The organism is Candidatus Nitrotoga sp. 1052 (genome assembly GCF_927312905.1).
Taxonomy (GTDB): domain Bacteria; phylum Pseudomonadota; class Gammaproteobacteria; order Burkholderiales; family Gallionellaceae; genus Nitrotoga.
Genome location: NZ_CAKMHQ010000089.1, coordinates 1 through 23,288, shown reverse-complemented (window position 1 = coordinate 23,288; position 23,288 = coordinate 1). Strand labels below are relative to the sequence as shown.

25 protein-coding genes are annotated in these 23,288 nt (G+C 53.8%); 4 read left to right on the top strand and 21 right to left on the bottom strand.

All coding sequences use genetic code 11. The features are described from left to right. Positions 1-30 precede the first annotated feature (30 nt). The 6 genes from MJ768_RS14460 to MJ768_RS14435 all read right to left on the bottom strand — a co-directional run bounded on the left by MJ768_RS14460 (position 31) and on the right by MJ768_RS14435 (position 7,247). On the bottom strand, positions 31-1,923 hold the full coding sequence (locus MJ768_RS14460; RefSeq protein WP_239292723.1) for an ATP-binding protein: 1,893 nt from the start codon (positions 1,921-1,923) through the stop codon (positions 31-33). Positions 1,924-2,070: 147 nt separating this feature from the next. Then, the gene (gene sorB / locus MJ768_RS14455) at positions 2,071-2,706 is read right to left on the bottom strand and encodes a SorB family sulfite dehydrogenase c-type cytochrome subunit (protein ID WP_239292721.1); all 636 of its coding nucleotides are present in this window, start codon (positions 2,704-2,706) and stop codon (positions 2,071-2,073) included. 10 nt (positions 2,707-2,716) lie between these two features. Continuing rightward, a complete protein-coding gene (gene sorA, locus MJ768_RS14450; RefSeq protein ID WP_239292719.1) occupies positions 2,717-3,979 on the bottom strand; it encodes a SorA family sulfite dehydrogenase catalytic subunit in 1,263 nt (420 codons plus the stop codon). Positions 3,980-4,184: 205 nt separating this feature from the next. Next, on the bottom strand, positions 4,185-5,036 hold the full coding sequence (gene fghA / locus MJ768_RS14445) for an S-formylglutathione hydrolase (RefSeq protein ID WP_239292717.1): 852 nt from the start codon (positions 5,034-5,036) through the stop codon (positions 4,185-4,187). An 11-nt stretch (positions 5,037-5,047) separates the two neighbouring features. After that, the gene (locus MJ768_RS14440) at positions 5,048-6,154 is read right to left on the bottom strand and encodes an S-(hydroxymethyl)glutathione dehydrogenase/class III alcohol dehydrogenase (protein ID WP_239292715.1); all 1,107 of its coding nucleotides are present in this window, start codon (positions 6,152-6,154) and stop codon (positions 5,048-5,050) included. A 148-nt stretch (positions 6,155-6,302) separates the two neighbouring features. After that, positions 6,303-7,247, bottom strand: a complete 945-nt coding sequence (locus MJ768_RS14435) for an NAD-dependent epimerase/dehydratase family protein (protein WP_239292713.1) — start codon at positions 7,245-7,247, stop codon at positions 6,303-6,305. A gap of 448 nt (positions 7,248-7,695) precedes the next feature. Between MJ768_RS14435 and MJ768_RS14430 the strand changes: the two genes are divergently transcribed. Further along, complete coding sequence (locus MJ768_RS14430) at positions 7,696-7,926, top strand: hypothetical protein (RefSeq protein ID WP_239292711.1); 231 nt, start codon at positions 7,696-7,698, stop codon at positions 7,924-7,926. A 143-nt stretch (positions 7,927-8,069) separates the two neighbouring features. On the opposite strand, the gene MJ768_RS14425 is transcribed toward MJ768_RS14430, so the two are convergent. From MJ768_RS14425 to MJ768_RS14415, 3 genes are all read right to left on the bottom strand, one after another. Beyond that, on the bottom strand, positions 8,070-8,573 hold the full coding sequence (locus MJ768_RS14425) for a GyrI-like domain-containing protein (protein WP_239292709.1): 504 nt from the start codon (positions 8,571-8,573) through the stop codon (positions 8,070-8,072). 856 nt (positions 8,574-9,429) lie between these two features. Beyond that, positions 9,430-9,810: a VOC family protein gene (locus MJ768_RS14420; protein ID WP_239292707.1), complete on the bottom strand. Its 381-nt coding sequence runs from the start codon at positions 9,808-9,810 to the stop codon at positions 9,430-9,432. Positions 9,811-9,865: 55 nt separating this feature from the next. Continuing rightward, positions 9,866-10,078 (bottom strand): VOC family protein, encoded by a 213-nt coding sequence (locus tag MJ768_RS14415; protein WP_239292705.1) that lies wholly within the window; start codon positions 10,076-10,078, stop codon positions 9,866-9,868. A gap of 807 nt (positions 10,079-10,885) precedes the next feature. Between MJ768_RS14415 and MJ768_RS14410 the strand changes: the two genes are divergently transcribed. Continuing rightward, positions 10,886-11,386 carry a group I truncated hemoglobin gene (locus tag MJ768_RS14410; RefSeq protein ID WP_239292703.1) on the top strand — a complete coding sequence of 167 codons (501 nt, stop codon included), beginning with the start codon at positions 10,886-10,888 and terminating at the stop codon, positions 11,384-11,386. A gap of 165 nt (positions 11,387-11,551) precedes the next feature. Here MJ768_RS14410 and MJ768_RS14405 read toward each other — a convergent pair whose 3' ends face one another. The 5 genes from MJ768_RS14405 to MJ768_RS14385 form a co-directional block, all read right to left on the bottom strand. Then, positions 11,552-12,130, bottom strand: coding sequence for a hypothetical protein (locus MJ768_RS14405; protein ID WP_239292701.1), 579 nt, complete (start codon positions 12,128-12,130; stop codon positions 11,552-11,554). 28 nt (positions 12,131-12,158) lie between these two features. After that, entirely contained in the window at positions 12,159-13,283 is a 1,125-nt protein-coding gene (locus tag MJ768_RS14400; RefSeq protein WP_239292699.1) for an ABC transporter permease, read from the bottom strand. 2 nt (positions 13,284-13,285) lie between these two features. Next, positions 13,286-16,024 carry a ribosome-associated ATPase/putative transporter RbbA gene (rbbA, locus tag MJ768_RS14395; RefSeq protein ID WP_239292697.1) on the bottom strand — a complete coding sequence of 913 codons (2,739 nt, stop codon included), beginning with the start codon at positions 16,022-16,024 and terminating at the stop codon, positions 13,286-13,288. A gap of 31 nt (positions 16,025-16,055) precedes the next feature. Then, positions 16,056-16,250 carry a hypothetical protein gene (locus MJ768_RS14390; RefSeq protein ID WP_239292695.1) on the bottom strand — a complete coding sequence of 65 codons (195 nt, stop codon included), beginning with the start codon at positions 16,248-16,250 and terminating at the stop codon, positions 16,056-16,058. Positions 16,251-16,340: 90 nt separating this feature from the next. After that, positions 16,341-17,489 carry a polymer-forming cytoskeletal protein gene (locus tag MJ768_RS14385; protein WP_239292693.1) on the bottom strand — a complete coding sequence of 383 codons (1,149 nt, stop codon included), beginning with the start codon at positions 17,487-17,489 and terminating at the stop codon, positions 16,341-16,343. A gap of 198 nt (positions 17,490-17,687) precedes the next feature. Between MJ768_RS14385 and MJ768_RS14380 the strand changes: the two genes are divergently transcribed. Beyond that, on the top strand, positions 17,688-17,945 hold the full coding sequence (locus MJ768_RS14380) for a hypothetical protein (protein WP_239292691.1): 258 nt from the start codon (positions 17,688-17,690) through the stop codon (positions 17,943-17,945). Between the two features lie 576 nt (positions 17,946-18,521). Next, complete coding sequence (locus MJ768_RS15215; RefSeq protein ID WP_256449873.1) at positions 18,522-18,647, top strand: hypothetical protein; 126 nt, start codon at positions 18,522-18,524, stop codon at positions 18,645-18,647. A gap of 1 nt (position 18,648) precedes the next feature. Here MJ768_RS15215 and MJ768_RS14375 read toward each other — a convergent pair whose 3' ends face one another. From MJ768_RS14375 to MJ768_RS14345, 7 genes are all read right to left on the bottom strand, one after another. Beyond that, positions 18,649-18,987, bottom strand: a complete 339-nt coding sequence (locus tag MJ768_RS14375; protein WP_239292689.1) for a hypothetical protein — start codon at positions 18,985-18,987, stop codon at positions 18,649-18,651. A 141-nt stretch (positions 18,988-19,128) separates the two neighbouring features. Continuing rightward, entirely contained in the window at positions 19,129-19,521 is a 393-nt protein-coding gene (locus MJ768_RS14370) for a hypothetical protein (RefSeq protein ID WP_239292687.1), read from the bottom strand. A gap of 14 nt (positions 19,522-19,535) precedes the next feature. After that, positions 19,536-19,733 carry a DUF2934 domain-containing protein gene (locus MJ768_RS14365; protein WP_239292685.1) on the bottom strand — a complete coding sequence of 66 codons (198 nt, stop codon included), beginning with the start codon at positions 19,731-19,733 and terminating at the stop codon, positions 19,536-19,538. A gap of 295 nt (positions 19,734-20,028) precedes the next feature. Continuing rightward, complete coding sequence (locus MJ768_RS14360; protein WP_239292683.1) at positions 20,029-20,745, bottom strand: hypothetical protein; 717 nt, start codon at positions 20,743-20,745, stop codon at positions 20,029-20,031. A gap of 164 nt (positions 20,746-20,909) precedes the next feature. After that, complete coding sequence (locus tag MJ768_RS14355; protein WP_239292681.1) at positions 20,910-21,191, bottom strand: DUF4389 domain-containing protein; 282 nt, start codon at positions 21,189-21,191, stop codon at positions 20,910-20,912. A gap of 692 nt (positions 21,192-21,883) precedes the next feature. Next, positions 21,884-22,972, bottom strand: coding sequence for an IS630 family transposase (locus tag MJ768_RS14350; RefSeq protein WP_239292679.1), 1,089 nt, complete (start codon positions 22,970-22,972; stop codon positions 21,884-21,886). Positions 22,973-23,148: 176 nt separating this feature from the next. Further along, on the bottom strand, positions 23,149-23,288 hold a 140-nt coding region (locus MJ768_RS14345; RefSeq protein WP_239292738.1), incomplete at its 5' end, for a transposase.

Below are 23,288 nucleotides of genomic sequence, written 5' to 3'. Positions count from 1 at the left end.
TTCGAGTGCTCGCTCCCCATTGCTATCGACTCATGTTTTCAGGAAAGAAAGATGGATCTCACTGCCGTATCGACGAATGATATCCAGCTTGGCGGCGTGATAAGCCTCGACATTTCCTTTAAGGCCTGATTTATCTACCGAGCGTCGAGCTAGCTCATCTGAAATCACATCCATAAAAAGTTCGGCCAGTAGCAGCCTTGCAGAATCTCGAAAACGTCCCCGGCCATCCACATACAGCTGCACGGTCGGCGCACCCGTATTGATGATGATTTTTCGCTCCTTGGGGCTATATACTGCTCGCTCTAGTTCGTTATTCAGATTGCGTAATTCATACCCAACGAACATGGCCTCTCCATGATCCCGTGACAGCCTTTTTTTCACGACATGGCCGGTTGTGCCGTAGCTATGCCCGGAAGCATGTTCCGCCACAACCATTTCACACCAGGCCCAATAGGTTCCCGCCCGCACCGTGATCTCTCCACGATCTCCTGCTGTGTCGCCCACAATCGTCCATTCTATCCGCTGCCTATCATTTAACTCGCGGACAGGTATCTCCGTTGGCGCGGGTTCGATGTGCATGGAGTCGGGTAACGCATAATTAAAGTTTAATACCTCATCACCGGCAAACTGACCGGGATCAATCAGCAAGGTGACGTGGAAAGGATGATTGAGCTTGCGATAATAAAAAGGCGTGGTAAAACGCAGCGCAGCCGGATGTTCTGCCTCATCAACGGCAGCAGTTTCCATGTCAGGCGGCGGCAGTATGATGCCAAGGTCCTGAATTGCCGCCCGATTCATGCGTTGAAGCAGGTGCTCGATCATATGACTGGTTCGGCCGGAGGTTGTGGCAAGCTCCAGATGTTTCAGTTTTTCTTGCTCTGCCAACACACAGGGCGCGATCATTCTGCTGACGGCCTGGGAAAACGCCGCCACAAAAGCGTCCTTACGATTCAAGCCCTCTCTTTCGTCGCTGATAATGGCCACGCCCTGGCCGAGTTTTTCGATCAAGGCCGGGCAACGCACCGTGCCGAAAAGGTACTCCGTCCCCACTTGGTTTTCATATTCAAATAGCTGACAGTCAAGTATAGCCATGCCGGACAGGATAACCAGTCCATTCGTCCGCTCATCGCCCCTTGGCGTTAATTCCACATCAAGGGCGCGCTTTAGGGTGAGCGTGAACGGATACGGCTTTTTCTCATATTCGAAGTACCCGGCCTGATCGGGACCCAGCAGCAGAATGGCAGGAGGCTCTTCATAACGCACCTGTCCGCTGCGCTCCACCTCCGTGCCATGGTGCACGTTCAGCAGCTCAACATTCCGCCGCGTCAACACCTCGCGCAGATAGATGTTATTAGCCACCGCCTGCACAACGGTTTGATAGTGGGATATGTTCACCTGCATGTTTTCAATGATGATGGTCACCTGGGTGCCGCTGTCAGCAATGCCCAGGCGCTCGTAATCTCTAGCGTCCGTTGGCCTATCACCGCCCCCATTATCATAGAGATAGCCGCCATTTTCACTCCGGAATAACTCGATACGGGAATATCGTCCGCCATGAATGGTCTCGATCCAGCCGTGACCAAGGCCATAAATTGCCTGCTTCAAGCCACGACCGAAATAACCGCGCCCGCCGCTCTCACCTCGCGCCAAAGGGCTATGAGCCCCACCATAGGCTAAAATATAACAGGCCTGCTTGAAGGACATTCCCTCCGCCTGGTCGGCGACCACCAGCAACGCGCCTGCCTGATGCCGCTCATACTGGATGCGAATCCGGCCAGTCACCTTCGTGCCTAACTTTTCCAGTCGGGCATAGCTGTCATCACTGTTGGTAATCAATTCGACCAGGGCTTTTTCGACAGAAGCAAAGCGGCGTGAATCGATATCGATTACCCGTTGGTCCACTGGGATTGCGGTAATTGCCATTCTATGTTCCTCGTTTAACTTGAATCTCCCAGTTCAAAATAGCGTTTTTTAAACCTCAAATGTTCTGCTTCTGGCGTACGCCGTAGAAAGGCGGCGCTGGCTTGGCTGGCCGTTGCGAAATATTAGCCCGAACAATACACTGAAAAACTATTGAGATAGAACGTAATGTGCGAGGACACCGGCCTCAACATCGCTAAGTTGCCCGTACGCCGGCATTGACACCGGTCCCCATTTATTGGAGCCGCCATCGCGGATATTGCGCGCTACCAGCGCAGCTGCGTTGGCCTTCGAAGCATATTTCGCCGCTACGTCCCGGAAGGCTGGACCCACGATCTTCTTGTCGATCGCATGGCATGCCATGCAGTTGTTGGCACCGAGCAGTGCTTTTGCGTCGGCAGGGTCAGGCGTCGCCGTGAGCGCAACGGTCGCCGGTTTGTCCGCTGTGTTTAGTGCCATCGTCCCGCTGTTGCGTTCGGCGCCATAGGTTTTGACCAGATAGTCGACGATAGCAGGGATATCTTCATCTGCAAGCTTCGCGCCAAATGGCACCCTCATTTTCTTGACGGTGGCCTCCCAGTAGTCGCGCGACGAAGAGGGCGGCTGCGACTGGATGTAATGAACTGAGTGGCAAGTCATGCAATTGCGTTGGGCCAGCATGTAGCCGGGCAGCTCGCTTGGTTTGAACACGGCGGTTTCAGGCGGCAGCTGGATATCGAGGGCGATTGCAGAGTAAGGTGCAAGGGCGCTCGCCGCCAGCAGGATGCGAATCAGGGTGTGCCTCATGCGTTTCTCCTTAAACAGCAACGACGTGGGTTGACTCGACCACATTGCGCATATAGCCGCCAGGGTTTACCAACGGGCTGAGCGGCTGGCCCTGACCGATCCGGTTGACCGCACGCACCAGCAATTCGTGTTTCCCTTTGTGTTTTGGCGTGAACGCAACGCTCCATTCGCGAAAGGAGTACCTACCCATATCCTTGCCCAGCTGGGCGGCCTGCCAGTTTTTGCCGCCATCGGGCGAAAACGCAACCTCGGTCACGCCGTACCCGCCATCAAAAGCGATCCCGCGCACGATGGTCTGGCGTCCGCTCTTGACATGCATACCATCGGTCAGGCTGGTCACGAACGAGCGTACGTTCATGCGATTGATCGGTATGGTCTTGACGGACGCTTTTTCCGGCTCGATGCAGGCGCACTGGTTGTCCGGAATGCGATAGGCCTTGCTCATCCAGAATCCATCGAATACCTTGCCGGTTACCGTAATGTCAGACAGGTGTTTCACCCAATAAGTGCCGTAGTAGCCGGGGACGACCAGCCGCACTGGATAGCCATTCAGCAGAGGAAGGTCGGCGCCGTTCATTTGCCACGCCAGCATGACTTCACCGTCGAGCGCGTGATCGATATTAAGTGCCTTTATGAAATCGGGCGCATTTCCTACGGGCGGCGTGTCGAGGCCATTGAATGCGACCTGCACCGAGCCTGCTTTGACACCCGATTTTTCCAGCACCTTGCGCAGCGGGATGCCGGTCCAGCGCGCGTTACCCATGGCACCGTTCGAAAACTGGCCGCCGTTGACGCGCGGCGTAAAGTGGCCCCGGCTGTTACCGGAACACTGGGTGACGGCGACCAGGTCGACCGCATCGGCCATTTGCTTGAGGTCGGCGAGCGACAAGTTGAGCGGTGTGTTGACGTTGCCGCCGACGCGCAACCGATAGCTCAACGCATCGATCGAGGTAGGAATGCCGCTCCAATGATAAAGTACGAAGAATGCGTCGTTGGGCGTGATCACCCCTTCATTGAATACGCTGAATGGGGTTTCCAGCTTTGGCGGGCGGGCAGTAAGCAAGATCAGCGGACGCTTTTGCGGGTATGCGACGAGATCACGCTCACCATTTTCGAACGGCAGCGTGACATGACCGGACTCTCCAGCAAGTGCCGTCGATACCGTGCTGCCGAATGCGCTTGCAGCACCCAAGGTGCCCGCCTGCCTGAGCAGCCTGAGAAAGGCACGCCGTTGTAATGCGGCCGCTGTCAACACCAAAGTGGGCTTAACCATGCTGATCTCCGTTATTGTTATTCAATCGGTCAACGCACACTGCCATTGCCAAGTATAGCGAAAATTACGTTATTGAATAAGCGTTACCATTTAACATGGTGGACTCCATTAGTACCAACCGACCACAATTCATGATCATTCCTCCTTAGGGACTTCACTTTTCAAATGGCTTCTAAATAATTTGGACGTATATTTATCGATGCCGTTATCGAAGTGTCCCACCTAATTTTCGATAATGAAATCGAATATGTTCTTCGACGAATGTTGAAATAAAGTAATACCCATGATCGTAGTCAGCATGCCTGCGCAGCTTCAATGGCTGCTGCGCTTTTTGGCAGGCCGCTTCGAACGCTTGCGGAAACAATTGATTCGGAAGAAACTTATCGCTCAAACCCTGATCAATCAGTATCCCGCTTGTAAATGGCGCATGCCTTTGTTCCATAAGTGCGCTGGCATCGTATTGATGCCAGCTTGCTTGCTTGCTGCCAAGATACGCAGCAAATGCCTTTACACCCCAGGGGCATTTACTCGGTGCGCAGATCGGGGCAAATGCCGATACTGATTTAAAAAGAGCCGGATTGCGCAGCGCCAGGACAAGCGCCCCATGCCCGCCCATTGAGTGCCCGGTAATGCCAATACTTGAAGGGTACACTGGGAATTTCCGCACAATCAATTCATATAGCTCCAGCACGTAGCTGTACATACGGTAATGCTTGTTCCATGGCGCTTCTGTCGCATCTAGATAGAAACTCGCACCTACCCCTAAATCCCAGCTGTCTGCTTCGCCTGGAAGATTGGCGCCGCGTGGGCTGGTATCGGGCGCAATCAGCATCAGCCCCTGCTCCGCAGCAATACGTTGGGCACCCGCCTTGATCATGAAAGTTTCTTCCGTGCAGGTCAGGCCGGCCAGACAAAACAGGGCGGGAACCTTGCCTTCCCGAGCCTGCGGCGGCAGGTATACCGAAAACCGCATTGGCAAGCCGATTTCTTCGGATTGGTGGCTATAGAACCGCTGCACTCCTCCAAAGCATGCGTGTTCGCTGATCATTTCAAGCATGGCGCAGCCCTTTAATACAGCACGACAGAACGAATCGATTCGCCGCTTTTCATCAAATCAAAGCCCTCGTTGATGCGCTCCAGCGGCAATGTATGAGTAATCAAATCATCGATATTCAATTTACCTTCCATGTACCAGTCAACAATTTTCGGAACATCGGTGCGACCGCGTGCACCGCCAAAAGCGGATCCTTTCCATTCGCGACCGGTTACCAGTTGAAATGGGCGAGTGCTGATTTCTTGCCCGGCAGCGGCAACACCAATGATGAACGATTGGCCCCAGCCTTTATGGCAACACTCAAGCGCCTGCCGCATGGTGATGACATTGCCAATACATTCGAAGGAGTAATCAGCGCCACCGTCGGTTAGCTGGATTATGTGATTGACGATATCTCCAACTTCTTTCGGATTCACGAAATCCGTCATACCGAATTTACGCGCTATCTCGATTCGTCCGGGATTGATATCAACTCCGACAATCTTGTTGGCACCCACCATCTTTGCGCCTTGAATTACGTTCAGGCCAATGCCGCCCAGTCCAAACACAACCACATTCGCCCCGGCTTCGACTTTGGCTGAAAAAACCACGGCACCGACACCGGTCGTTACACCACAACCGATGTAGCACGCCTTGTCGAATGGCGCATCCTCGCGGATTTTGGCCAATGCAATTTCAGGAACTACGATGTAGTTAGAAAAAGTTGAAGTTCCCATATAGTGATAGATGGGCTTGCCGTCAATCGAGAAGCGTGATGTGGCATCCGGCATCAAGCCGCGACCCTGGGTCGAGCGGATGGCTTGACAAAGATTGGTCTTGCGCGACAGACAGTACTTGCATTGGCGGCACTCCGGGGTATATAGGGGAATGACATGATCGTATTTTTTAAGAGAGGAAACACCCGGACCGACATCTACTACGATGCCCGCTCCTTCGTGCCCAAGGATCGATGGAAAAATACCTTCCGGATCGGAACCCGACAGGGTGTAATAATCGGTGTGGCAGATTCCGGTCGCTTTGATCTCGACCAGCACTTCACCCTCCCTTGGCCCTGCCAAGTCAACTTCTTCAATCGTCAGCGGCGCACCGGACTTCCATGCGACTGCAGCTTTTGTTTTCATCAGTGAGCTCCATAAATAAATCACCCCGCCGCAAGCAGCGAGGTATCAGCTGCGCTCTTACAATTCGCTGACTTTTAGCCAGTCTTCGACTTTACCCACCGAACTCGCGGATGTAAAGTTGGTCAGCAATTCTCTTTCGCTTCCATTTTCACGGATGGGCGCGATACCATTCTACCGTCCGGCGCACTGCTTCGCGAAGTGGCGTAGCCTTCATTTGAAAGGCTTGCTCGAACTTGCTGCTATCCACTATGTATGGCTTATCCAACGCATACATCATCTCTTTCATTTCGCGTACAACCGGTGAGAACATGCCCACCATCGACATCAACATCCCGCGCATGACAACCATCTTCGGGGGTTTGCCGATTTCTTCAAAAAAAAACGTCATCAATTCGCGCTGGGTGACTGGGCTATCGTTGGGAACGTGCCAAGCCTGCCCCAAGGCCTCTTCGCGCTCGCCAAGAATGACCAAAGCCTTGCCGAAATCATCAATGTATGTGAACGTGTGCGGTACATCCAGTTTGCCAAGTAATTGCGCTTGTTTGCCCTGCAGTGCATTACGTATGGCTTGCTTACCGATGGATGATGCAAGTACGCCAGGACCAAAGAAATCTGAGCCTCGACCAAGCGCTACGCGCACCTTGCCGGCCTGATGGGCAGCCAGAGCATTTTCCGCCATCTGCGCGCGCAGCCGCCCTTTGCGAGTCTGGGCGGCGTAGGGCAGTCCTTCGTGAATTCTGCCGTTCACTTCACCATACATATACAGGTTATCACCGATGACCAGTTTGGCCTTGTTCCTGGCCGCGCCTTCGAGAATGGCAGCCTGCATAGGAGGAAATTTCTGTAGCCATTCAGTGTACGGCGGCATGGCGCATTGATATACAACCGCTGCACCGCATGTCAGTTCGGTTGTGGAATCGATTGAACAAGCGTCGCCTTTTATGACCTCTACACCTGATGGGACATCAGCCTGTCCACGGGTGTTGACCATGCGTACACGCTTCCCGCGGCTAGCAAGCTCGCGCATGACAGCCATTCCAAGCGGTCCTGTGCCGAAAATGACATGTAGTTCTTTTTGAATGCTGGTTGCCATTGGCTCTCCTTAAGTCCTTCTCATTTGCCTGAGCGGTGATGCCGCCCAATCGGGATAGGAAGAAGCGTCACGGCCCCTCCTTTTCACGCAATTGTGCTTATGGATCACATACACGGCGGTTCGATGAATAAACTACCACCTACTAAAAATAGGTGGGTTAGCAAAGCTTGGATGCAGACAACTAAAGTCGTCTAACCGCATCAAGCTAAACGCGCCGAAGAAACACATAATGGCTGTGTTATGGCAAAGTGGAAGGCGGCGCTGCGGAAGACCGATATAGCAATGGTACATATTGCCCGCGGGTTAGCTTGGTACTGGGTGACGTCATCGACATTGATGAATCGCACTGGTGGTATATTGCCGCTGGCACGATATCCAGTTTAAGAAAGTGAGCAAGTCGATGTACCCGATGCAGCGCCACATTCCAGCTTGAATGATGGAGTAAATTATGGCACAACGCAATCGCAGCCTTAACCTCAGACCTACCAAGTCCAGAACCGCACTGACAATCACTCACCCAAACACTGCCGGTATCGAAATCGGCAGTGCCTCCTACTTTGTAGCCGTGTGTCAGCGTGGTGATAAGTATCGATTAATTTTTGCACGTTTATTCCAACCTCCTGTTTGTTGGGTGGTAGTCCCGCATCTGGGATCAGAGGCCGCCATAGTTAACCAGTAAAATAGTTAGCCAGTAAACTTGCCGCTATCGAGTGCAGCACACTTGTTACCTTAGTTTTTTTCTTTCGATTTTAAAAAATCGTCAAATATTTCTTTAGGCAGATTCATCGAAGAAATATATTCGATTCTTTCATTCGGCATATCTTAGAGTTCCATTATTGGCGACCGATTGTATTGGTGTTCTTTGATATAGGTACCCAGAGCCGGATAAACTTTCATTATTCCAATGAATATCGATATTTTCCCTTTGTAAGGAAATTCAGCCACCACGCTTTTCGATGACGGGTATTCCCTGACGTCATACTTGCTGCTGACCTTGCTCAAATCCTCGCGCGTTTTGCCTTCTACTATGCAACCTACAATGCTCCTTAATTGAGCCTTGTCCACTTGTCGCGGATCGTCATAATAAAGGCCGAAACCTTTTGTTGTTTCCATCGAATAGTTGTTCTTCAGGTCGCTATACATTTCATCCATGACCAAACCGACATTCTTGTAGTCCCCGATATGCTTCTTGTAGATCAGTAAATATGGCCCGACAACTTTCTCCGACACGCTCACCGAAGCAAATAAACCATATCGAGAAAGAGCCAATAACAATATTATGAAAATGACTGCAATAACAATTACAGTTACATTGAAAATTTTCATTTTGGCCTCCGATGTTATTAGCACATCCCGCTGGCTGGGTGGACGCGCCTTGTTTATGATTTTGAATAAACTTGCCAGTTGGTACAATGCTTTGTGGTGGGGCAAGGTAGAGGATGCGTGCAGTGTTTCACATCAATATAACTGAAAGGAGTACTTTGGCTCATGCCGTTGTTGATTGCGGTAAGTGGCCGACGTTCAAAATACACCGTGGCAACCTGATATTCAAGCGACATGCAAGTTGCTTATGGGCGGCTCCCATATCGAGGAAGTCAACCGGGCTAAGTTGCCAAGTGCCAACTTCTTGAGCTTGCTATCCCGTATAGCCTCCTTTGTGTCCAACGCCAGGTTTTTAGCTGCGGTGAAGTGCCGTCCATTCCAGTCATGGTTAAGTGTTTTTTTAAGTGAACTGAGAAGCCGAATCTGGAACCGTAAGTTCTTCAATCATTGTCTGCATATGCGCTCCCACCCCTTGGACATCGTTGGCGCCGCGCCGAGAAAGTCGCCGATTCCGGCACCCACGACGAAGGTGCTCTTATCGACTCGGACACAAAGTTGCCAATAGACTTCGACCCTACCGTCATTTCTGTAGCGCAACACCCTCATGCTCATGCCCTTGCCGTGACTGCGCGCTGGGATTCAGCAATTACCTTTGCATCGGTTTTTATGCGGGGCAGCTGCGTAATACGAAAACCCCGCTCGTATAGTTGGGCACCATAGTATTGGCCCATTTCATAGTGCGTTCCCTCAAGATTTGGCTGATGCATAGGTTATGCCTCCGTATATGTGACGCAGTAGCAAGAAGCGGATCCTGCCGCCCAACATCCGCTGGAATAAATTGCTGGGCATCAAGCCTCATTCACATGGCCGTAGGATCAGCCTGGATTATCCCGAAACGAAGACCGCCTGGCTCCGCACAGGTGGCATACCAGCCGATGCCGGGAATCGGCATTTTAGGCTCGATCACACGCCCGCCACTGGCCTGGACCTTCGCGATGACCTCATCGAGATTGGCGACCGGCACGGTGAGCTGAGTCACAGGCGTTCCGCCCGCGATTGGCGCGTCTTTCAACGCTCCGATTCCCCCATCAATTCCCGGTTCGCCCGCAGGGCCCGCCTGTATCCGGTAATACTCGTAGGGCATCGGGAATCGCTCGAACTGCCAGCCGAAAATCTCTTCGAAAAACTTTCGTGCTTGAGCGACATCGTGGACCGTAAAATCAAAGTAAGCAGGTTTCATATTTGCGCCCTCCATAGTTTCACTACAAGACCAGCATTTCCTGCAACAACAAATTTTAAGATGCCGGAGTAATAAGCTGAATTACAGCACCCGTTGGGTCAGCGATCATACACACCCGGCCAACGCCTGGAACATAATGCGGTGATTCAATGATGGCGCCACCGAGTTCGCTGACGTGAGCGGCGCAAGCATCAACATCAGCGACAGCAATGAACGCTTGCCACCAAGATAAACGAGACCGCGAATAGTCGGTTGTGGGATTCGTCATTCCCCGCATCAGTGCCTCCGCAACTGAAAATTGTGTAGGGGCCGAAGGGGTCGGCATCTACTTCGCGACGCTTCCAGCCGAGCAACCCACAGTAGAAATCCCCACAGGTTTTTTGGTCCATAGTTACGAGTTAGTTCCAGAAGAATTTCCCATGTTCAGTAATATAACCTCCGCCTGCCCCCGATCCGGTCGTGATGGAGTCGGTGGAGGCGTTCATGCTGCGGATGGCGGGCATCGAGTGGCTGAACTGTCCATGCTGCCGTGAAGGGCGATTCCGGGTGCTGCAGGGAATTTTGGCTTCGGGTTTCAAGAAGGAGGTTTTTCGGCTACCGCGTGCTCCCCCTCAGAAACCATCATGAATATTTTTTTTATTTATGCTCGTTTCAACCGGCGGCTGTGTGGTTTCAATAGTCGGGGGTTTGCTCGTCCATGCAACATGATGAATAGCGCTTTGACCGGACAGTTTGTGCGGCGTTTTGGTGTCGGTGCAAGCCACAAATACTCTCCAGCATACCCGCTTCTTCTTCACCCATTGCCGCCCCCTCACGACATTGGGTTGACGCCCCACTTCAAAACCTTACAATCCCCATAGTTTCCGTTCTCCTATGGTTCAGTCCAACGAGGTTTATCCGCCGCCAATAAGGTCGCGGGTTAACAAGTTTGGGGAGTGCGGCAGATAAATGCTATTCGTTGCCCAACATGTCTCTCACCCTGTGTACGCTGGCGAACAGACATACCCTCGCCTTACATGCAATCTTCTTCGCACGTCGAACTTTCGGCGCGATAACTCACATCAAGGAGTTTTTTATGAAAAAGTTCTTAATCGCAATACTGTCTCTATTTATGGTGGCACTGACACTGCCGCTGCAAGCCGCTCCAAAAACTGAGAAGAGTCTGTATGAACGGCTTGGCGGCGTCTTCGCCATCGCCGCGGTTGTTGATCATTTTAGCGACGCGGTGGTGCAGAACCCGATTGTGGGAAAGACTTCACAGAACCCAGCCCTCAGGGAATGGCACACGAAGAACCTAGGCAGATTGCCGGGCCTCAAGTTCATGCGAACCCTGTGGTTCTGCGAAGTCACAGGCGGGCCGTTCAAATTCTCGCCAACAAAGCCGGGTAAAACTCATTTGGGCCTTGAGGAGGCGCATCGTGACCTTAAAATATCGCCAGAAGAATTCGACGAGGTTGCGGCCGAGTTGGGGCGCAGCCTTGACTTTGCCAAAGTGCCTGCGCGTGAGAAGAGAGAAGTCCTCGCCGCCTTCGCAGCGCATAAGAACGAGGTAACGGCTGGCTACAAGACGAAGTGACTATGTGGACATAGAAGCGGTCAGCGGCCCAACAAACGGTTTCAGCCGACAGCCCTGCCTCAGAGGACGTCAATCACTGGGGTCAGGTCTCAATACTGTTCGGTTAATAAAAATAAGTTAAATAAAATCAACGTACTGAACAGCAAAAACACTCCGTCAAGCGCGCTATCCGAACAGCATTGAGACCTGACCCCATTTCTGTGTGCATTTCTGTGTAACCCCATTTCTGTGCACGTCAATAAATACTGCGGCTTTCTTGAAGTCGGCCACGCTTTTAAAGACCATCAGGTCGCGGATAAAGTCGGCTTCGCCGCTCAAGTAGTTCAGGTTGCGCACGCCGCTGGTGTTGTTTTTTCTGGGCAGGCCCTGCAAGCCTGCATCCATCACAAACGGCGCAAAGGTCAGCTTCCGCAACGACCCACTCAGGGCAGCGACGGCGCTGGAGACATAGCCCAGCGCCAACACCATGTCCACCTCGGGATCCTTCTGCAATTGTTTCAACGCTGCGGCGATATGGCCGGCCGACCAGGCGCCACCGAGCTGTTTTGCCGCAGGGGAACGCACGTCGAAGTCGGCCTGGGTCAGCACCCGGAGTTCTTTTTTAAACAACTCGGGTGACCAGCTGATGTGCTCGATAGGGCCATCGGTGACGATGCCGATGGTTACGACCTTTGCGGCCTGTGCCGTGGGCATTAGTAATACAAGCAGTGTGGCCAATATGGTGAGCAGCCTAACTCGTCTCATTGCCATCTCCTTTGTTGAACCCATGGCTTCAACCCTGCATCAGGGTAACGGTCTTGCGGAAACGCAGCAGTGCCGCAAGGAAAAACAGCGCACCGATGGCTGCGGTGGCGACGAACTGCGGCCACACCACCGCCAAACCGGCATCACGGAACAGAATGGCCTGCGCCAGCCTGACAAAATGGGTGGACGGCACCAGCTGCATGATGGTCTGCAACTGCGCTGGCATACTCTCCAATGGAGTGTTGCCACCGGACAATAACAGCATGATCACATACACGATCATGGTGAGCAGCCCGAACTGCGGCATGGAGCGGGCCAGCGTCGCCAGATAAATTCCCAGTGAGGTCACCGAGAACAGGTAGATCACCGTCCCGCTCAAATACAGCGGAATTGAGCCGCTGATGGGAACCGCCAGGGCACCCTGCACGACAATAAAAAGCGAGAGGCTGGCAGCGATGACCACCACCAGGCCGTTGGCCCAAACCTTGGCAAGCATGATTTCAACCGGCCGCAGCGGCATCACCAGTAAATGTTCAATGGTGCCGTGCTCGCGCTCGCGAATCAGCGCTGCACCGGTAAGCAGCATGGCCATCAGAGTGATGTTGTTGGTGAGCGACATCGCGCCTTGAAACCAGGTCGTCTCCAGATTGGGGTTGAAGCGGGCACGGGTAACGATGTTCACAGCGGGTGTTGCGCCATCCGATTGCAAAAACGCGTTTAGCTCTTGGGCAATAATGCGCTGGATGTAACCGGCGCCGGTTCCCGCCAGGCCCATGGCGGTGGCGTCGACATTGAGCTGTACCACTGCTGGACGGCCGGCCAGGATGTCCGCCTGAAACCCCGGCGGAATATCGATGACAAAGGTGTAACGGGCCGCTTCCATGGCGGCATCGATCTCGTCGATCGCCAAAGCATCGGGTGGCTGAAAGCGGGGCGGCAGCAAGGCGTCGCCGATGCGCCTAGAGAGTTGGGAGCGATCCTCATCGACTATGCCCACTGCAGCATTGACCACGTCGACGTTAGCGTTCTGGGCCTCCTCGAACACGGCGAAGGTAAACATATACACGATCAGCAACAGCATCACCGGGTCAAAACGCAGGCTATATAGCTCCTTGATGCCCAGTTGGAAGATATTGGCGAGGGATCGTCTCATGGTCATCGCTCCTGTGTCTGCAACAGGCTCAGCGCCGATAACAGGTAGGCCAGGATCAACAGCGCCAACATCCAGAAGTTGACCATCAGCGCTTCGAAACCCAATGCCTTGGTAAAGGTGCCCAAGCTGATCTGCTGGAAGTAACTGCTGGGGAAGATCCGGGCGAATACCTGGGCGCCGGGTGTAAGAGAAGCTACCGGGGCAAAGAAGCCCGAAAAATTGACTGCGGGCATGGTGGTGATAATGGCCGTGCCGAAGATCGCCGCAATCTGGGTCTTCATAAACGAGGACATCAGCAGTCCCAGGCCGGTGGTGGCGATGACATAGAGCAGCCCCCCCACCAGCAGAGCGGCTAAACTACCTTTCACCGGGACCTGAAACAGGAATACCGCCAACAGCATCAGGCTGGCGAAGTTGAGCAAGGCGATCACCACATAGGGCGCCTGCTTACCCAGCAGAAATTCCAGCCCCCTTACCGGAGTCGCGTAGAAGTTGGTGATGGAACCCATCTCTTTTTCCCGCACCACACCCGCGGCGGTCATCATGGCGGGTATCCAGACCAGCAGCATCATGATGGTGCCGGGCACGATGGCATAGACGCTCTTGAAGTCCTGGTTGTAACGAAAGTGTGTTTCGATGGTGAGCGGCGTCGGTCGCTGGTCACTGCTGGACTCGCTGCGTATCCGCTGCTCCAGGTAATACTGGTGCACGCCGAGGATGTAACCGAGCGCGGTTTCGGCGCGAAACGGGATAGCGCCGTCGAGCCAGATGCCCACTTCCGGCTGGCGGTCACGCTTTAGGTCATTGCCGAATCCCGGCGGTATTTCAATGGCAAAGGTAAGCCGGCCCTTGGACAACCGGCTTTCCATCTCGGCGTAATTCTGCAGCGGTGAACGTTGGTTGAAGTAGCGCGAACCGGCAAAGTTTTCCAGATAGTTGCGGCTTTCCGGAGTTTGGTCGTGGTCGAGCACTGCGTAGGAGATATCTTCCAGATCAAAGGTGATGCCATAGCCGAAGGCAATCATCAAGATAATAGGGCCCAGCAGGGCGAAGGCGATGCGGATCGGGTCGCGCATGATTTCGAGACTCTCACGGCGGGCGTATGCCCAGGCGCGGCGGGCAGGATCGATGGGCAGGCGTTTCGATCTGAGCTGCGGCGCTGCGACCTGATTATTGCGATCAAGCGCCGTGCCGAGCTGGGCTGCCGCAGGCTCAGTTCCGGCGGCCTCTTCCAGGTAGGCAATAAAGGTCTCTTTCAGGTTTTTGGCAGAGCGTGCGCTTATCAACGCAACGGGAGAGCCCTGAGCCAGCACCCGTCCGGCGTGCATGAGGGAGACGCGGTCACAGCGTTCGGCCTCGTTCATGAAATGGGTGGAGATGAAAATGGTGACGCCGTCGTCGCGCGACAGCTGTATCAGCAACGCCCAGAATTGATCGCGGGCAACGGGATCCACCCCCGATGTCGGCTCGTCCAGGATCAGAATCTCCGGGCCGTGAATCACAGCCACGGCCAGAGAGAGCCTTTGGCGCACACCCAAGGGCAGCTTGTCCGCCAGTTCATCGGTCACGTCGTCCAAGCCGAAGCGCTCGGTCATCTCTTTCACCCGTGCCTCGATCTCCGCCCGGGGCAACTGGAAGATGCGTGCATGCAGCAGCAGATTCTGGCGTACCGTCAGTTCACTGTAGAGCGAGAAGGACTGTGACATGTATCCGACCCGCTTTCTCAGATCGATGTCACGTGCATCTGCGGGATGGCCAAACAATCGCGCTTCTCCGCCTGAACTGGGCAGCAAGCCGGTGAGCATCTTCATGGTCGTGGTCTTGCCGCAGCCGTTGGAGCCCAGAAAGCCGAAGATTTCACCCCCTTCGATGGTGAAGCTGACCTGGTCGACTGCAATGAAGTCGCCAAAACGCCGCGTCAGCGCACTGGCCTCGATGACCGGCGAGCCATGCTTGACCTGGTGCGGCGGGATGATCAGTGCCAGGTGGTCGCGGCGTTTGTGCTCGGGCAGCAGCTGGATGAATGCCGCATCCAGGTTTGCGGTGCCAGTGCGGGCCTTCAGCTCTGCCGGGCTGCCGCTGGCGAGCACCTGGCCTGCATCCATCGCCACCAGCCAGTCGAAGCGCTCAGCCTCGTCCATATAGGCCGTCGCCACAATGACACTCATGTCTTGCCGGCGGCTGCGTATCCGCTCGATGAGCTCCCAGAATTGCCGACGCGACAAGGGATCGACGCCGGTGGTGGGTTCGTCAAGAATCAGCAGCTGCGGATCGTGGATCAGCGCACAGCACAAGCCCAGTTTCTGTTTCATGCCGCCGGAGAGTTTTCCCGCAGCACGGCCGGCAAAGGGTGCCAGGCCGGTGCTTTCGAGCAGTTCCTTGATGCGCCTTAGCCGCTCCTCACGGGGCTGACCGAACAGCCGGCCAAAGAAATCGATGTTCTCGAATACCGTCAAGGTCATGTAGAGGTTCTGCCCGAGGCCTTGGGGCATGTAGGCGATCCGTGGGCAAATGGCGCGACGGGAACGCATGCGGCGCATGTCGCGACCGAGCACCTGCACTGAGCCGGCCTGTATCTTGCGCACCCCGGCCATCAGCGCCAGCAGGCTGGACTTACCCACACCATCGGGGCCAATCAGGCCGACCATACGGCCAGCCGGCAGGTCGAGCGTGATACCGTCCAGCGCGACAATTTTCTTGTAGCGATGAGAAAGATCACTGAGCCTAGCTATCGCATTCACAGCTCATGCCCTCATGGTTTCAACAAACCGCTCATTGTGGACGTTCCACTGCTTGCGGCAATGCCGCGTTTGCATCAAGGCGAATATATGCCACGCCCGGGATGACGGTCTTGGCCAAGGCGGCGTGTATCGCTCCGGCGCGGGTAGCACACATTGCTCCGGTGCATCGGCGCGCGGCAGGCGCTGCACATGAGGGGACTGACAGCCGCCGGTGAAAAGCGCGCATTGCATTACCGCGCCAATCTGCAAGAATGAATCCGTTCGAAACATAGTCGAGCCAAATTTTCCCTGATTTACCACGTCAATTATTCCACGATCATCCCGTCTTCGTCGCGCGTGTTGGCGCCAGCTGCATCAGCAATGCGCCGATGCCGAGCAGCATCGCGGCGAACACAACCAGCCCTCCAATCCACGGCAGGCGGCCGAGCAGACTCACCGCCAGCATGCCGAGTACAGCTGCGGCAATACGCCAGCTTGTTTGCGAGGCGCGCGCCGCTTGCCATCGCTGCACCGCCGCTTCGCCGGCGGAGACGCCTGCGGACACGTAACCGACCAGAAGCAGCGCCAGATACAGCGCGATCATCACAAGCGCGAGCGGCACCCCAATCACGGTGAACATCGCGATCAGGGCCGCGACCGGAATGCACACCAGCGCGATGAAACCGACTAGCAGCGATAGCGGCCAGCGCCCCCGCACGATCGAGCCTATGCCCGTGTACACACCCGGCAGAGCGGCTACCAGGATGGCGGCGATGACCATCAGGCCGACGGTCCAGACCCAGCCAGCGCCACGCCCGGCGCGCTCCTGCACGTCGGATGGAACTGGCCAGGCGGCGCGCGGTGAGAAACGCTCGATCCCGCCCTTAACCTCTGCGGCCGGATCGCGCCGCAATTCGTCGCGGCTCGCGTAGCGCAACCGGCCATTGATACGCGCGTTCGGGCCAAGCTCGATCGAGCCGCTGGCAACCTCGACATCGCCGCCAACCGGGCCGTCGATAACGACATGCCCGCCGCTCGCCTGGAGGTAACCGTCGATCGCTCCCGTGATGCGGACTTCGCCGCCGCCCACGATGACGTTACCGGCAATCCTTGCTTGCGGGCCGATCTCGACCGTGCCGCCGGCGATGCGGGCATTCCGTTGCACCGGCCCATTGACCGAGACACGCCCGCCCGCAGCATACAGGCCCTGCTTGATTGAGGCTCCAAGGCGCACATTGCCGCCTGCCACCAGCGCGTCGCCGCCGACCTCTGCGGCGACATCGACGTTACCGCCGGCTGCGGCCAAGTCACCCGCGACGGATTTGGAAACCGAGACCGTGCCGCCGGCAATAAAGTGGTCCGGGCCAAGATCGCGTTCTACCGGTTCGCGCGCTGTAGTCGTATTCTGTGCCGACAGCGGCGCAGCAATCACCGTCAAGAGGAACGCCGAAATCAACAGGGGCACGCAATGGGATAGGGATTTCATGTTAATCTCATTTCTTAGGGTTATGTCGTAAAGGACTTACTAGAAAAAGAAATATAGCGAGCAAACCGGCATCGGGGTCGCGCAGTAGATTTATGATGAATGTCACTTGCCATTTTGTCGTACTTATCGGTTGATGCCATTGTGCTTCCTCCTATGGTCCATCGGAATTAGCTACCCGTGTGCCTGACTGCTCACTTTGTGAACAAAGGACTTGTGCCTGGCACCGTGAGCCCTTCAGTCATCGTCTGCGTACGCGCTCCCATATCCCCCGCACAAAGTTGGCGCTTTGCTGAGTTCGATGACACCTCTCCATCGGTAAGTAGCTGGCCAAATGCGAAACATGCGTACCACGCGAGTGAATTTCACCATGCTCAGGGGCAGGCCGGACGGCTTCCAGTGCTCGGTTATGTCAAGTTCGACGGCGACGCGGTCACCATCGTGAGACGCGCTGTATGAACCGCCCGTGATGAGTACTCCCGCAATCCTGATCGACCACCGCCCGGAGGCGGAACCACCGCTGGGTTGGTCAAGCAGATTCGGGAAGCCTGGGGTTGCATGACTACCTCCACTACTTCCGCGGAATGTCGACCTGCCCAACGAACAGGCTTAGCCGCGTCGCCTTGCAGCGCCGGCTTGAGCGCATCGTTTGGCGACAGTGTGAAAAGCTAAACGCGGCGTCAACCCCGCTTTCCTCGTACCCGACGAGCAGCGATGTGCTGGAGCCAAACGCCAATGCGCTCGGCGAGGCTGTCTGCTTTCGGCTCGCAGCTGCAAATAACGCCGAAGGAATATGAGGCGGCTGTATTGTGGCAAAGTGAAGTGCGGTGCTTGAGAAGATCGGTATAGTAATGGTACATATTGCCTGCGGATTAGCTTAGTCATGGGTGATGCCATTGACATCTTTGAACCGGCTTGGCGGTTCGCAACCGGTGCGCCGATATCCCGTTTGAATGAGAGAGCAAGATGGCGTAACGATTCGGAGCCACGTTCCAAACAGAATGTCGAAGCACACTATGGCCCGATACAATCGCAATGTCAGCCTTAAACTGGGGGGAATCCAGACAGGCCCTGATAATCACCCATCCCAACGCCTTGGCCGACTGGCTCAAGGCCTTCAATATCGACATGGTCGCGATAGAATCCACTGTCGTGAACTGAATCAGTAACAAGCGCTACCGGGCACGATTCCCCACATGGGTGTAATACCGATGCACGATTCGCCTTCATAGACAGGCTTACCGGTTCTTGCATCTGGATTCATGTATGGCCCCAACTTGCCAGCGGGGGTGCAACAAAACTTTGGTAACCACTGCGTGTGCTTGGGCTCCGGGAAATCGTCCGATTCAAGACCTTGCGAAGAAGGAGACACACAGCGGCCCTGGTCACAAATTCGGTCAATTTTGCATTGTGTGTCGTACATGCATCCTTCGTTGGCAGCATGAGCTGAAGCACACATCACAACTAAGGAAAAACCAATAAAGTTCAGAACTGTTTTCATCTTCGCTTTCCTTTCAGGGAGAACCAACCAACAGTGAAGCGGGCAACATCACGATGTCCAACATTAATCAGGCGCGTCACAAAAACAAAAAAAGTTTATGTCCTCTTGGGCAAGGGCGGTTTCCTATCATTCACCAGTTTATTACCCATTGCTACCGACAGCATTAAACCCCACTTCGAATGGAAAAATCATGGCACGCAAGTAACGTTGGCCTTGGTTCTCTATAGCGCGGATGAAAAACTTAACGTCGAAAAGCTTGCCGCCCAAACTTATCAGTTGAAACCGGTGGCCAATATGGGAAAGAAAACGTAAGCGGGGATTAATCTGGCCGTCACGCATCAGTTTGATTGCAGCAAGTTCTGGCATCAGTTCTGAAATATGCCCCCAGGCTGATGCACCACGACGATAGCCGAACAGATCGCCGGTGGGAATATTACAGTCGCAGATCATGCCCTGCTCGCTAAGTGTCAATTCTATCTTGTTGTCAAAAGCGCTTAGAGGTGCAATTAATTGCTTGGGGAAATTGGGTGTCATGAGTTCGGGTTCCATCATTTTCCGCTGGCTTCGGTAGCCACCCAGTCGTCTAATTCATAGCCAGAGGAAAATCCACGTGCTACTGCCTTGCAATAGGCAGATTCAGCAATATGCGATAACCGCTCTTCATCGCTTGGTTGAAGATCCAGGTCAGACGGGGAAATGTCAGTCGGATTTTCGGCGGCATTGCTGTTTGCTCCAAGAGTATACATATTGACTCCATTTCTGCAATTTGGTTGAAATTGGCCTTGCTTACAATGTCTTGTCGGGCATTCTCAACTGCGATCAATCCCCAATGTGCACAGTAAGCCAAATAAAATCGTAGAATATTTTTAATACAGCCTTTAGTCTGTTCGATAACGCACACAGGTCAACAGTTCACCCCAAACGGAATACCGGCCTTCTGCAGCAAAAATCACAACCGGCTTACTGATGCTGAAACGGAAACGTTTAAGGCAAGGAAAATTCCCCCTGATAATTACTGGAAAGGATGATTTTTAAACAGCATCAAGGTTTGAATTCATCGGTCGCAGATGGCTGCCCGGTGCAACGAAGGGGAAAACGCAACTGATTCTCGGGCCGCAGCAAGTGAACCAAGAAGATGCCATGAATGCTACCGACAGCTGCGCCTGCAAGCGCCAGGGTGCCGACAATAACGCTACCTACTACCCAAGGTTCGACAGCCATATATGCTACATGAAGCCCTGCGAATACCACCGGCATACCCACTGCCCAAGCGAGCGCATTGGCAAGGAGCCACCATCCGGCACGGCCGACATATCGACACAAGATGCGATACTGAAAAACGGCAAGCAAAGGCCCTGCGACAAAACCTAAACCAACCGCTAGCAACATGCGTATGCTCTGTGAGATAGAGGGCGAAAGTTCAGCTTGGTTATGAGGCATCAAATTTATGACGGTGCTGGGAATCATGCCAACAAACCACGCGACCAGAGCTCCCAAGATAGTAGCCTGAACCCAGCCTTCAAACCCCGAAAGCCGCTCACGAATGACAAGCGATTGAGCCCAACCAACCACGGCGCCCTCTAGCGCCCCGAGCGCTACTGTAAACGTAGCGAATGCCAACACCACGGTTACTGTCGAGCGCTCGCCGATTGCGCCGGACATGAGCCATCCGATGGTTCCTACGAGACCGAGACCGACAACTTCGGCGAACGCATTAGCCAGAACCCAATGATACCAAAGGCGGACGTTGCTGCTCATGGTTGCATTATGCAGAGTTTTTAATGAAGATTATCCTATCCAAAACTGACAAGAGAAGTTGCTAGTTCTGCGCATGATAGGTCTCGCCGGACTGAGTCTCAACAGGCGTAAAGTTAAAGCAAATCGTCTGAGTTAACTTCTGTCGGACGTCTTCCAATTTCTCTTCAGTCGCCTGATGGCCAATCGTTAAACGGGAAAGGCACCTCTTCAGAAGCAAAGGTAAGGAAATATACAATTTGCTGAAAGTAGCGCCCCAAGTTACGGCCAAATGAAAGTAATCGGGTATTGGGAGTATCGTTTATTAAAGTCACCAAAAATTGAAAGATAGCAACGATAAACATCAATGTCCCAGATAGTTGGTATGCAAGGACCATTAACAACATATACAAGCCACGTACCCATATGTTGCGCTTGCTTTCAGTAGTAATAATAGAATCCTGACTCATATAACTTAAGCCCTTTTCAGAATAATTTATCGAGACGTAAAATTCCAAGGCAACGCGAGCCGCATATCAAATACTTAACATTTACAGTGCAAACACTCTCAGAACGGAATCCTTGGCCGTTCTTATTAGCCTTTGGCACCATCGCGAACGAAGATGAAGAAGTCATTTCAATAAGCACCAATCCTTACGGCCAAACTTTGGCAACGTTAAAACTTTGAGGTCACTCTGATAGCAAATCTATCTATAGTCAGTGCGGTATCACACATATAACTAGAGTCAAGTCAACGACGACAAACAAACTGAAGGAGGAGCGGGATATCACGAAGATAAGGTTAAATAGGCAATTTTGACCATCTCACGCAGCGGACAATCACTGCCCATGGTTGAGACATCCTCACATTTGGCTGTCAAAAAGTGGACAATATTTTCCAGATTAGGTGTGGATACAGTGCCCAATTGTTCCACCTCAGTGTTTAGCCGGAGTGAAACTGGAGTGTTTTATATGAACATAATTTACGACATTGGACTCTCTCGACCGACGGTATGTAAGTATCCCAATACAAATCCATTCAAGTTTTAGAGAATCGGACTGACGCAGGCGTACCACGCACGCTGCTTAACCTGTTTGGCTAGTTGCGTTGCGTGCCCGTAAGATTGGTGGCAGCATCAACATGTCCTGCTAGTGTGATGCGTCAATTAGAAGTGCACTTATTCAAAGTGGCACGAACGCGGGTGACCTTGGCGAGGATGTCGCTGGCCTTTGCTGTCCAGATAAACGGCTTTGGTTTGGCGTTATGCACAGCGATATATTTGTTGATGGCGGCCTCCAGTTCGGCCACGCTGGCAAAGGCGCCACGACGAATGCGTTTGTCTGTGATGTCGCGAAAGAACCGCTCGACCATGTTGAGCCAGGAAGAACTGGCGAGTGTGAAATGGATATGAACGCGCGGGTGCTTGGCCAGCCAATACTTGATCTCTGGGTGCTTGTGGGTTGCGTAGTTATCCATGACCAGGTGCAGTTCCTTGGTCTTCGGCGTCTTGCGATCAATCATCTTGAGAAACCTCAGCCACTCCTGATGCCGATGGAGTGGGTCGGTCATTGACAGCACCTTGCCATCCAGCATATTCAATGCAGCAAACAGTGTCGTTTCACCATTGCGTTTATAGTCGTGTGTCATTGTTCTGCCTCGTCCGCGCTTGAGGGGTAGGCCAGGCTGCGTACGGTCAAGTGCCTGAATCTGCGTTTTCTCATCGCAACACAGCACCAACGCGTGCTCGGGCGGATCGAGGTACATGCCAACGATGTCCTCAAGTTTTTCAATGAAATGTGTATCGTTGGAAAGTTTGAAAGACTCGACCCGATGCGGCTTGAGTCCATGTGCGCGCCAGATGCGGGCAACGGCAGATGCGCTGGTGCCCAAGTGCGCAGCCAAGGTGCGCGTGCTCCAGTGCGTCGCGCCTGCAGGAGTCTTTTCAAGCGTGATCCGCACCACCTGTTCCACGTTGGCCACATTGCGCGCCGTGCGCGGACGACCAGGGCGCATCGCATCTTGAAACAGTCCATCGACGCCAGCGGCGAGAAAGCGCGCCCGCCAGCGCGCTGCAACTCGGCGACCAATGTCAAGCTTCTGCGCGATGTCCTTGTCCGTCATCCCGGCCGCAGCCAAGAGCACGATGCGACTGCGAATTTGAACGCGCGCTTCAACACGTTTGCACTTGGAAATAACTCGCAGGCGGCGATCATCGTCGGAACCGAACTGGATTGGCTTGGCAACACGCATGGCACTGACCTCCTAGCAGCCTGTCGGTCTTGCCGTTAAAGCTGCCAACAACTCGGACTTGTCGAGCGGATTTGATCGTGATTTCATAAATTGTATTTTCAGTTTTTCATCAAATCGTTTTTCAGGCTCTCAAGAACGGTCATTGCCGTCGTAAATCACTCCTTTCCCTTTCTACACTATCCTGCCAACACAAACATTCGCTTCAAATTCCATGCCATCGCGACCAGATTAAACTCGCCTTTGGCGTTTTCCAATCCACGTAGTGAGAATTGACGGAATCCCAGTATCGCCTTGATGATGCCAAACACCGGCTCCA